The sequence below is a fragment of the Pseudobacter sp. genome (assembly GCF_051955275.1).
GTDB lineage: Bacteria > Bacteroidota > Bacteroidia > Chitinophagales > Chitinophagaceae > Pseudobacter.
In genome coordinates this window covers 62,103-72,735 of sequence record NZ_JBQCGW010000294.1, presented here as the reverse complement: position 1 = coordinate 72,735, position 10,633 = coordinate 62,103, and the positions used below count along the sequence as shown (strand labels likewise).

At 47.1% G+C, this 10,633-nt stretch carries 9 protein-coding genes; 5 read left to right on the top strand and 4 right to left on the bottom strand.

Translation table 11 applies throughout. The features are described from left to right. The 3 genes from ACTHMC_RS26020 to ACTHMC_RS26010 form a co-directional block, all read right to left on the bottom strand. A partial coding sequence (locus ACTHMC_RS26020; RefSeq protein ID WP_440417791.1) for a M28 family peptidase occupies nt 1-854 on the bottom strand: 854 nt, incomplete at its 3' end. A gap of 33 nt (nt 855-887) precedes the next feature. Further along, on the bottom strand, nt 888-1,622 hold the full coding sequence (locus tag ACTHMC_RS26015) for a LytR/AlgR family response regulator transcription factor (RefSeq protein ID WP_440417790.1): 735 nt from the start codon (nt 1,620-1,622) through the stop codon (nt 888-890). A gap of 8 nt (nt 1,623-1,630) precedes the next feature. Next, entirely contained in the window at nt 1,631-2,683 is a 1,053-nt protein-coding gene (locus ACTHMC_RS26010) for a sensor histidine kinase (RefSeq protein ID WP_440417788.1), read from the bottom strand. Nucleotides 2,684-2,916: 233 nt separating this feature from the next. Between ACTHMC_RS26010 and dxs the strand changes: the two genes are divergently transcribed. The 5 genes from dxs (at nt 2,917) to ACTHMC_RS25985 (ending at nt 9,805) form a co-directional block, all read left to right on the top strand. Continuing rightward, on the top strand, nt 2,917-4,845 hold the full coding sequence (gene dxs, locus ACTHMC_RS26005) for a 1-deoxy-D-xylulose-5-phosphate synthase (RefSeq protein WP_440417786.1): 1,929 nt from the start codon (nt 2,917-2,919) through the stop codon (nt 4,843-4,845). Nucleotides 4,846-4,929: 84 nt separating this feature from the next. Continuing rightward, the gene (locus ACTHMC_RS26000; protein WP_440417784.1) at nt 4,930-5,562 is read left to right on the top strand and encodes a murein L,D-transpeptidase catalytic domain-containing protein; all 633 of its coding nucleotides are present in this window, start codon (nt 4,930-4,932) and stop codon (nt 5,560-5,562) included. Between the two features lie 116 nt (nt 5,563-5,678). Next, a complete protein-coding gene (locus ACTHMC_RS25995) occupies nt 5,679-7,133 on the top strand; it encodes a hypothetical protein (protein ID WP_440417782.1) in 1,455 nt (484 codons plus the stop codon). Nucleotides 7,134-7,146: 13 nt separating this feature from the next. After that, nucleotides 7,147-8,700 carry a hypothetical protein gene (locus tag ACTHMC_RS25990; RefSeq protein ID WP_440417780.1) on the top strand — a complete coding sequence of 518 codons (1,554 nt, stop codon included), beginning with the start codon at nt 7,147-7,149 and terminating at the stop codon, nt 8,698-8,700. Between the two features lie 10 nt (nt 8,701-8,710). Continuing rightward, nucleotides 8,711-9,805 (top strand): hypothetical protein, encoded by a 1,095-nt coding sequence (locus tag ACTHMC_RS25985; RefSeq protein ID WP_440417778.1) that lies wholly within the window; start codon nt 8,711-8,713, stop codon nt 9,803-9,805. Between the two features lie 73 nt (nt 9,806-9,878). On the opposite strand, the gene ACTHMC_RS25980 is transcribed toward ACTHMC_RS25985, so the two are convergent. Beyond that, nucleotides 9,879-10,601 carry a hypothetical protein gene (locus ACTHMC_RS25980; RefSeq protein WP_440417776.1) on the bottom strand — a complete coding sequence of 241 codons (723 nt, stop codon included), beginning with the start codon at nt 10,599-10,601 and terminating at the stop codon, nt 9,879-9,881. Nucleotides 10,602-10,633: the final 32 nt, after the last annotated feature.

Genomic DNA, 10,633 nt, shown 5'->3' with positions numbered 1-10,633 from the left:
GAACCGAAACCGCCAACTTCTTCAGCAGTAAAGGCTGCAAATACCAGGGTACGCTCATTGTTTTTCTGTTGAGCATAATACTGGGCCAGCATGATCACAGCTGTAACACCTGAAGCATCATCATTGGCGCCATTAAAGATGGAATCACCCGCTTCATTGGGCTTGCCGATACCAAGGTGATCATAGTGACCCGAGAAGATCACGTATTCATCTTTCTTTTTCTTTCCCGGCAGAATGCCCACTACGTTCTTAAGCGGCTCGCGGCTTACTTCCTGTTTGAACTCTACAGCATAAGTACTGGCAGCCTCGTTGCTCAGCACCAGTACAATATTTGAAGGCGACTCGAAAGACTGCTCACGGAACCTTTTCAGACCATTGAACATTCTTCCGAAGCTTGTATCAACCGTGATGAAATAATTCTTTTTCGTTTCCAGCAGTCGCATTACAACCGGGAAAAGTGTATCCTTCGGACCGATCTTTACTTTTTCCCAGCCTGATTTATCATCGATCTTTATTTCAGGCATAGCACTAAGGGCAACGATATTTTTCGGCTGAATGGTCTTGCCATTCAAAGTACCGGATGCACTCAGGAATTTCGTTTTGATCATAGCGAACTCCTGAAAGTAAGATCCGTCTTTCACTGGCTGGATACCTGCTTTCCTGAATTCTTCTGCAATGAAGTCTGCAGCTTTATCGATCCCTTTTGTAAAAGTGCGGCGGCCTTCCATTTCGTCGGAAGCCAGGATCTTTTCGATCCTTTCCACTTCTGTAGCATTGATTATTTTATCGATCGACTGCGCGCAGGCGGCATGCCCGATGGCAAGCAGGCCGATAATGGAGAGAATTTTCTGCATGAGGAATGTATTCGGTGTTTTGTTTTGCGATGCTTAAAGGCTCATCATTTCCTTGAACTTCACTGTCTGGCGACGGCTCACTTCTATCTTCTCTCCTCCTTTCAGTTCCAGCAATAAGCCTCCATTGAAATAAGGCTCGATCTTATCGATCAGCCGGAGGTTGACGATATGTTTCCTGTTAGCGCGGAAGAAGGTCTTTTCATCCAGCCTTTCTTCCAGTGCATTGAGGGATTTCAGGATCAGCGGCTTGTTGGGCCCGAAATATACTTTGGCGTAGTTGCCCACGCTTTCAAAGAGGCGGATCTCGGAGAGCTTTACAAACCAGCAGCGCTCACCATCTTTCACAAACACCTGGTCGTTTTCACTCAGTACTGAATGATTTACGTTGGCAGGATTTACGGGAAGCTGCTCACGGTCCTCGTGCTGGTGCAGTTTCTGGATGGCATCGGCCAGCCGTTTGGGTTCCACGGGTTTGAGGAGATAATCCAGCGCGTTCACTTCAAAAGCCTTCAATGCAAATTCATCGTAAGCGGTAGTGAAGATAACATGCGGGGTACGGTCCAGCTCAGACAGCATATCGAAACCTGTTTTGCCTGGCATGGAGATATCCAGGAAGATCAGGTCGGGATTGATGTTTTCGATCTTTTCTATGCCTTCGCCGGCATTGGCGGCTTCAGCCACTATTTCAATTTCCGGGAACTCCGAGAGCAGTTTTTTCAGCTCGTTGCGGGCCAGACGTTCGTCGTCGATAATGATGGCTCTGATCATATACCTGTTTAATAGTTTTCAACAGGTATCAGTATGCGGGCTTCTACCAGTCCGCCGTCCACCTGTCTTATTTCAAAGTTAGCTTTTTCACCAAATAATAAGTGCAGGCGGTTGCGGGTACTGCTGAGCCCGAATCCGTCACCACTGGTCATGTACCCATTGAGGTGACCCGTATTCTGAACGATCAGTTCGTGGAAGTTATTCCGGAAGTCGGACACCACCTTCACCACCCCGCCGCTGATCTGCTTGCCGATACCATGTTTGATGGCATTTTCAACCAGGGTCTGCAGCATCATGGGCGGAACGGGCTGATCCAGGGTATCTTCATCGATCTGGTATTCGATCCGCAGGCGGTCTTCAAAACGGATATATTCCAGCGCCAGGTAGTCTTTCACGATACTCAGCTCTTTCTCAAACGGCACTGTTTCCTGCTTTTCAGCCTGCATACTGCTGCGGAGGATATTGCTGAGCTCCGTAATGGCATTGCGGGCACGGCCGGGATTTTCATCGATGAGGGCGCGGATGCTATTGAGGGCGTTGAATATGAAATGAGGATTGATATGCGCTTTGATGGTCTTCAGTTCCAGCTCTTTCACCAGGCTCTGGAGCCGTACCCGGTCCAGCAGCGCCTGGCGGGCGCGGAGCACATAGTGATAGGCAAAGTAGATGAGGTTCCAGATCAGGGTAAAGAGAAAACTGCCCATGGCGGCCCGGAAGATCTTATTGGTCAGCGATACTTCCGTGTATTTGGGAGGCTCGATCTGCAATACCCTTTCCAGCGTGGTGCCTGCCGCAGCATAGAGCACGCCGAACACGAAGGATACAAAAAAGATATAGAAGCCCTGCTCATTCACAGGCTTATCTACCAGCTTGAAATACCGGATAAAACTACGCATCACGTGGGTGACCAGGAAGCCGACGGCCGCCTCCAGGAACAATACTTCATAGAAAAAGGGCGTCTCCCGCTTGCTGAGGGTCAGGTAGAAGAAGATGTACACCAGGATGAACGCACTCCAGCCCAGGATCTGGCAGAGCCAGTAATATGATATTTTCTTTCGCATGGTCTATAAATCGGAACATGACAAATCTACGTTTTTGGTCAGCCCACCCCTCTTAAATGGGATATATGGCGTTATAAGTAGGTTGACGGCATGTCAATGTATGCCTTTTGTCGTGAAAAACGACAACATTTGTTAAAGTTTCCCAGCTATCCCTGCCACCTGAAATCCGCTGACGCAGAATGCCCAAAACTTTAAAATTTAGCCGTATTTTTGACTATTAAACCAATTTGGAAATGAACATTGCCCCAGGCCCGCTACTCAGCATGATCAATTCTCCGGCCGATCTTAAACAATTGAGCCGGGAACAGTTACACCAGGTTTGCGATGAGTTGCGACAGTACATCATTGATGTAGTCAGCGTGCATGGGGGCCATTTTGCCGCCAGCCTCGGGGTAGTGGAGCTGTCTGTGGCGCTTCATTATATTTATAATACGCCGTACGACCAGCTGGTATGGGATGTAGGTCACCAGGCTTATGGCCATAAGATCCTTACCGGCCGCCGTGATCAGTTTCCCACCAACAGGAAATACCATGGCCTTGCCGGGTTCCCCAACAGGAAAGAAAGCGAATACGACACTTTCGGTGTAGGTCACTCTTCCACCTCTATCTCTGCTGCCCTCGGCATGGCCATGGCTGCCAAGATCAAAGGGGAAGACCGCAAAGCAGTAGCCGTTATCGGCGATGGCGCCCTCACTGCCGGCCTGGCCTTCGAAGGCATGAACCATGCTGGTGTTGCGGATTCCGACATGCTCATCATTCTGAACGATAACTGCATGAGCATCGACCCCAATGTGGGAGCGCTCAAGGAATATCTTACCGATATCTCCACTTCACAGACCTACAATAAATTCAAGGACGATATCTGGAAAGCACTCGGCAAACTGCCTGTGGGTAAGAACTTCACCCGCGAAATGGCCAGCAAGATCGAGCACAGCATCAAAGGCTTCATCAACAAGAACAGCAATCTCTTTGAAGCCCTCAAGCTCCGCTATTTCGGACCTATCGACGGACATAATATTTCCAAACTCGTGGATACCCTCCACGATCTCAGGAATATCCCCGGCCCCAAACTGCTGCACATCGTAACAGTTAAAGGAAAGGGTTATTCACTCGCCGAGAAAGATCAGACCCGCTGGCATGCGCCCGGTCTGTTCGACAAGATCACCGGCGAGATCTACAAGAAAGCATACGAGGTGCCGCAGCCTCCCAAATACCAGGATGTTTTCGGTCATTCCATTATTGAACTGGCTGAAAAGAACAACAAGATCATCGGTATCACGCCCGCCATGCCTTCCGGCTCCTCCCTCAAATTCATGATGGAGAAAATGCCGGACCGCGCATTCGATGTGGGCATCTGCGAACAACATGCCGTTACCCTCAGCGCCGGTATGGCCACGCAGGGTATGCGCGTGTTCTGTAATATCTACTCTTCCTTCATGCAACGTGCATATGACCAGGTGATCCATGATGTGGCCATCCAGAACCTGCCTGTAGTGTTCTGTCTCGACAGAGGCGGACTGGTAGGGGAAGACGGAGCCACGCACCATGGCGCCTATGATATCGCCTTCTTCCGTTGCATTCCCAACCTGGTGGTGAGCGCACCCATGAATGAGAAAGAACTCCGCAATCTCATGTATACCGCTCAACTGGAAAAGAACGAAGTTCCTTTCTCCATCCGCTACCCACGCGGAGAAGGAGTGATGCCTGAATGGAAAACACCATTCGAAGAGATCACTATCGGCAAGGGCCGCAAGATCAAAGACGGTAAGGAAATCGCTATCCTTTCGTTTGGGCATCCCGGCAACTTTGCCACTTCCGCTATCCGCGAGCTCAGGGCTGATGGTATCGATCCTGCCCACTATGACCTCCGTTTTGTAAAACCTATCGATGAAGACCTGCTGCACGAAGTATTCAGCAAATACAGCAAGATCGTTACGGTAGAAGACGGAACTGTGGTAGGCGGATTCGGTAGCGCTATCCTGGAATTCATGGCTGCCCATAATTATAAGGCAGACGTGAAGATCCTCGGTATCCCAGACAGGATCGTGGAGCACGGTACCCCCAAAGAACTGCACCGCGAATGCGGCTACGACACAGCAGGCATCGTTGCAGCAGTGCGTGAAATGGTGGGCGAGAAAGTGCAGGTAAACGTTAAATTGTAAGATCCTACGTTCAAAGTTTATGGAGTAATCATAGTTTCGGCATCTGCCCGATAAGGCATGTTTTTGCCCTGACAAACCATCTTCATGAAAAAAGTCATTCTTACTACAATAGCTGTATTGCTGCTCTTCCTTATCGCCAGTGCTGCCTGGTATGTTTACAAAATGAAAGCAGCGCCTGGAGTAAAAACGGCCACCAGCCTCGGCAACACCCTGCTGAAAAAAATCCATTCCAGAGGAAGTACCCTGGAGAAGTACGCCCGGGAAAACAATTGCAATACAGAGATCTGCTTTCTGATTGATATGAAGATCAGCTCAGGAAAGAACCGGTTCTTCATTTATGATATGAAGAAAGATTCGGTGCTGGCTTCCAGCCTGGTTACACATGGCCGTTGCAATGAAAACTGGCTGACCGGCAGAAGATACGGGAATGAGGTTGGCTGCGGCTGCACCTCTCTTGGAAAATACAAAGTGGGTACTCCATACCAGGGCAGGTTCGGGCTTGCCTATAAATTACATGGCCTGGACGCCACCAATAACAATGCATTCAAGCGCTTCGTGGTGCTGCACTCTCACGAATGCGTCCCCAATTCAGAAGTGGACCCCTATCCCATCTGCCAGAGCGATGGCTGCCCCACCGTGTCGGCTGCTTTCCTGAAAAAGCTGGCCGGAATAATTGACAAGTCAGGAAAGCCCATCCTCATGCAGATCTACGAATAGTCAGAATACCCATTTACAGCCAAAATATGCAGGGTTTATGCGGAATAAAATTTTCTAATTATCTTGTTTACAACAACCTTAGCCTTATCCACCCTAAGTTTTAAGAAATACCCTCTATGAAAAAATATGTACTGGGCATATGTTTGCTCATATCTTCCATTGTTGCAGTTTGCCAGGAGCGAAAGCCTGAATACGATACTATAACCAACAATATCAAAAGATTCAGACCTGATTATAAGGATCCCTATGCACAGGCCACCGTGAGCATTCAGGCAGGAAGTGAATCCGGACAGGGGTTGGTGATCGGCAGCAATCTCGTGCTTACAAGCTATAGCCTGGTTGCAGGCAAATCAGACCTGAGTTATAAAGATGCTTCAGGCAAAACCAAATATTTCGACGGGTACATTGCTGCTGATCCTGTAAGAGGTATCATCATTCTTAAAACGGAGGATGTGTATACGCAGCTCATCCAGATGTCTACCACATCCTTCAACACCGCCTTATCTCTTTATAAGCAGAAGGTCTTCATCTGGCATAAAGACGGCAACCGGTTCATAGTAGACACAGCCATTCTTCCAAGAAATGAAGAAGTGAAAGGCAACTATAAAGTATATGGATATCTTCCCAGAAAAATAGATTACGCAGGCCCCAGGCCTGTTCAGGGTTATATTGACTTTGATGAATCGCAGCTTTTCGTTGGCATGATCGTTTATAAAGACGGGCAACCATTCCATATCAATAACAGGCCGATGTTTGAACTGTCGCTCTTCAGTGATCTCGCACCTTTGAACCTAGCGGATCTGCCAACCGATTTCACCTTTAACGGCAACCCGAAATCCAAACCATCGATCTACAAAATCGATCTGTTCAGCGAAACAAAGGGTTTCAACAACTCAAAAACGGTCTACGACAGAATCACACTCGATTATGCAAAAAGGGACCAATATAAACTGAGTTTCTATTTTACCGTCCGGTCCTTTGCATACACCACTGGCTTCGATTTTACACCCAACCTCAGAATGGTTGATCTGAAGACCGGTATCGTTTATACTCCCTCTTCAAGTGATAATGCGCCCAGCTATGTGTATAATAACACTTCCAACAAAGTAGCCATCCACTTTGAGAACATACCTGTCTCCGTCAATCATGTGAAACTGTTCAACCTGCCTGTTGATGTTTACGATTATTACAAAGAGCTTCAATCAAGGTACTCCTTCACAGCCAGAAAATTCTTCGACAATGTGATCATCAGCAATTTCCCGGTCACTAAAAAACCACACTATGACCTCAACGAAGACTTCACCAATGAGGGAAGCGTGTCTTTCTATTGCCTCGAAAGCAGCAATCTGACTGACAATGTAAGAATATCGATAAATGGCGATGTTGCAGGCACTTTATCCAAGTACTATACAGATAAGTCCATTACGGATTTCTGCGGACGGTCATCTTCCGTTACGGTGAAACTGAAACCCGGTGAATACAAATACAAAGCGGTCATGGGAGGCAAAAGCATCGAGCGGAAATTCATGATCACAAAAGGAAAATGCTTAGGTCAACTGATAAAATTCTAACCCCTTGATACTAATGATCCGTACATACAAACTGTTTGCTTTCTTATGTGGCATCAGTTTATTTTTCTTCAAGGCACCGGTACTGGCACAGACTTCTGGTGCCGGATATGTTTCCTCCATTGAAGCAAAAGCCAAACAGATACTCGCACTGGAAGCGGAGATTGAAGCGCTGAAACAGAAGATCAGCAGGCTGGGTGTTCAAAAGCAGGAGAGCATCAACAATGCCAAAAGAAGATTGGCAGAAGCCATTGAGCGTACCAAAAATGAAGCTTCATGGAAGAACAGGCTGCAAACGGCCCAGGATGGTTGGGAAGAAAAATCACCGGGCACCTGCAGTGCAGGCGGCCCACCTCCTATCTGCCCGGCCAATCACTGGTTCAAAACTACCACTGCCGCCTCCATGGCCAAATACAATAAATACCTCAACGATTACCTGAAACCATTCAAGGATGCAGTAGATGATGCCGGATACGATGAGCAGAGAGAAATTGAAAAGGCTGGTAAGGATATTGACCAGAAAACGCTTCAGTTACCTGATCTTAGAAAACAACTGGTAGCTCTTAGCAGGCAGTATGAAGACCATATGAAAGAAACTGCAGAAAAGAAAGCCAAAACCTACGGAATGGAATTGGTAAGACTGCTCAGTGAGGTTCATTACCAGGAAGACCTGGTGGCGCAGTATGGTAAACTGATTGAAGAGAACAATGCAAAAGAAGCAGCAAAAAAGAAGGAAGTCACTGATAAAGTAAAAGCCCAGATCGAATCCCTGAAAAAAAAGCTGGAGCAGGATATTGTATTACTGGAAAGCAAATGCAAACAGGATATCGCTTCCCGTGAAGCTGCTATCCAGCAACACAATACAGTGATTGCCGATCTTAAGAACAGGGTACTTGATGTAGAAAAGAAAATACAGGATCACAAAGGTCCGGAAACACAGAAGCTGGCCTACGAAGAACAGAAAAACAACCTGCTTAAATCCCAATGGGCGGAAGAAACAAAAGTGCGCGAACTGACCACTGCCATCAAACAACTGAAAGACCAGCTTTACCAGGAAACCACCATGATCCGTAACGAAAGTTTCAAGCTGAGCAGCAACGAAAGCAGTAAGATCGCTGAAGCCGTAAAGCTGGTGGAAGATGCCTTCACTGCTCAGAGAGAGATCCTGCAGAAAGCCAAAAACAATGCGGAGATACGCTTATCCGGCATGAGCAAACTCTACAAACTGAAGACCGATGAAAAAAACAGAGAATACAACAAATGGGTGAATGTAGCTGATGGTGAACGCGTGCGTGTTCTTCGTGCATGCCAGTCTGTAAGCTGCGCCTGTTATGGCACCTATGTAGTCAACGAAGCCAATATGACCTGGAACAGGACCAAAGACTGCCTCAACAGCATCGACAGGATCAGAAGAACCAATGGTTCTGTTGTTTACACCAACTGCACTGAATTAAGGGCTTACTATGATAGCCTGTACAAAGGTTATGAAGGCGGAAACAGTGTCTCTGAGCAAGAGGCAATAGAGCAGCAGAAAGCCAGGAACCGCTTTGAGAATTTAATTGACAATTAAAGAATTTGATATGCGCAGAATATTATTTGTATTGCTTTGCCTCACTGCATGGCAGGTGAACGCACAGCAGAATACAGAAAAAGAGATCAACCAGTTCATCCTGGCCCGGAACTGGGACCAGGTGATGATGAGATCGCTCAATATCATGGCAGAGGAGCCTCTCCAACCTCTGGGCTACTATTACACGGCGCTTGCCCTTTGCAGGCAAACCGAATTTGCAAAGGCAGAAGGCTATAATGCAAAAGCCTTCCTGTTCGGGGATGAAAAATGGAAAAGTAAATCGAGAGAATTAGGGAAGCAGATACAGGAATTAAAACAACTGATCCCTCAGCCTGTAAACCTGGATGATATCAACAGCCTTGAAGCATACCAATGGAGCAAGCTTTGGCAATTCGATAAAAGTAATATCAATGCGGGCGTTAATGCAGTGGAACTGCTGATAAGAAAGAATCACCTTGTGCAGGCAGCAGAGCTGCTGGATGATCCTGCCCTTGCCAAAATTACCGGTGCAAAAGAACTGCGCAAAAAACTCAGCAGCAATAAAGAGGTAGCAGGTGCCGACAAACTGGAAAGCTATACAAAAACCGGTGATGCCCAGTTTCAACGAAAAGATTTTGAAGCTGCGCTCACCAGTTATAAAAAGGCGTTGGAACAGGAACCCAACAACAGGCAACTGCCTGATAAAATTGAATTTGCGGAAGATGAGATCGCCTGGAAGAGTGCACAAGGCAAGGCTACAGTGGAAGCATACGAAACATACCTGAACAGGTCAGGAATCAGAAAATACCAGAAAGAAGCAAAAGCAAAAATCATAGACAACCTCAAATACCAGATCCAGACCTTTGCCAAAAGAAACGAAGTGGATCAGGCAGAAGCCGCTTATAATAAATATGTACAACGCTACAGGCCATCCAGCATAGAAAAACAGGAACTGGAAAAGATACTTTGCGAAACATATTTCAGTTCTATTTATGCACTGAGTGACAGTAAGGAGAAATCTGACAAACAAGCCAGGCTCAACCTGTATTATAAAGCGCGTAAGATCTGTCCGTTGTCGGAGGCGGATAAAAAAGAGATCAGCAAACTGGAGAAGAGCCTGAACTAAACTGTTTTCATAATAAAAGAGCCCGCTCTATCGGGCGGGCTCGAGGTACGGCTCTGATTCCTAAACAAACCCACTAGTTTTTTGATCCGAGCTCCGGCCGGTATAATAACATTTCACTCCATCGTTTTTCCACGCAGATCGCATATTCTTTGAGGAAATCATCCCAGGTGGATGGCGCATTTGAAGCATCATATCTTTCAGAAAGCGGTTTCCGGAATGCTTCATCCAGTTCTTTCAATCCCGCCTTCAGCCTCGTAACCGTGGAGATCTGCGGGGCTCCTGAATAACTGGCTTCATATACCGCTACACTTTCGTTACCTGCCTGCCATGCTTTTTTCAGATTGGCGATCATGTCCTTCATCCTGATCACCATGCCTGGTTTCGGGAACATATGATTGATCACGATCTTATCAGCATAGTCGGTGAGCTGAACAGTACTCAGATCTTCCAGGAATGTTGCATAGGCCTGCGTTCCCTCTCCTGTGGTCAATGGCATAACCACATTGTTCCAGTGTGCAAGATGTTCCGCCCCCAGATCACCACGGGCATCAAACTCAGCCCAGCTCAGAGGCCCCTCAATCACCTGGTAGCCTCCCGCATCAGGTCCCGTCTGGATCTCAAATACCCGCCACTTCCAGTTTCCTGAATGAAACTTCAATGCATGTTCCGTCAGCTTTTTTTCAAGCTCTGTTCCCTTTTCAGGTTTGGCGAAAATGCGGAAGAAATTAATGACATTTTTCGTCTGCCCCATTCCTATCACAGGAATAAGCAGACAGATAAGAAATACCTTTCTCATGTTTACATGTTTTAAGTTCTTGAAATGGATGT

What these genes read in the sequence shown, in the direction of transcription:
- ACTHMC_RS26015 (WP_440417790.1), bottom strand. Translation starts at nt 1,622, where the DNA reads ATGATCAGAGCCATCATTATCGACGACGAACGTCTGGCCCGCAACGAG.
- ACTHMC_RS26010 (WP_440417788.1), bottom strand. Translation starts at nt 2,683, where the DNA reads ATGCGAAAGAAAATATCATATTACTGGCTCTGCCAGATCCTGGGCTGG.
- dxs (WP_440417786.1), top strand. Translation starts at nt 2,917, where the DNA reads ATGAACATTGCCCCAGGCCCGCTACTCAGCATGATCAATTCTCCGGCC.
- ACTHMC_RS26000 (WP_440417784.1), top strand. Translation starts at nt 4,930, where the DNA reads ATGAAAAAAGTCATTCTTACTACAATAGCTGTATTGCTGCTCTTCCTT.
- ACTHMC_RS25995 (WP_440417782.1), top strand. Translation starts at nt 5,679, where the DNA reads ATGAAAAAATATGTACTGGGCATATGTTTGCTCATATCTTCCATTGTT.
- ACTHMC_RS25990 (WP_440417780.1), top strand. Translation starts at nt 7,147, where the DNA reads ATGATCCGTACATACAAACTGTTTGCTTTCTTATGTGGCATCAGTTTA.
- ACTHMC_RS25985 (WP_440417778.1), top strand. Translation starts at nt 8,711, where the DNA reads ATGCGCAGAATATTATTTGTATTGCTTTGCCTCACTGCATGGCAGGTG.
- ACTHMC_RS25980 (WP_440417776.1), bottom strand. Translation starts at nt 10,601, where the DNA reads ATGAGAAAGGTATTTCTTATCTGTCTGCTTATTCCTGTGATAGGAATG.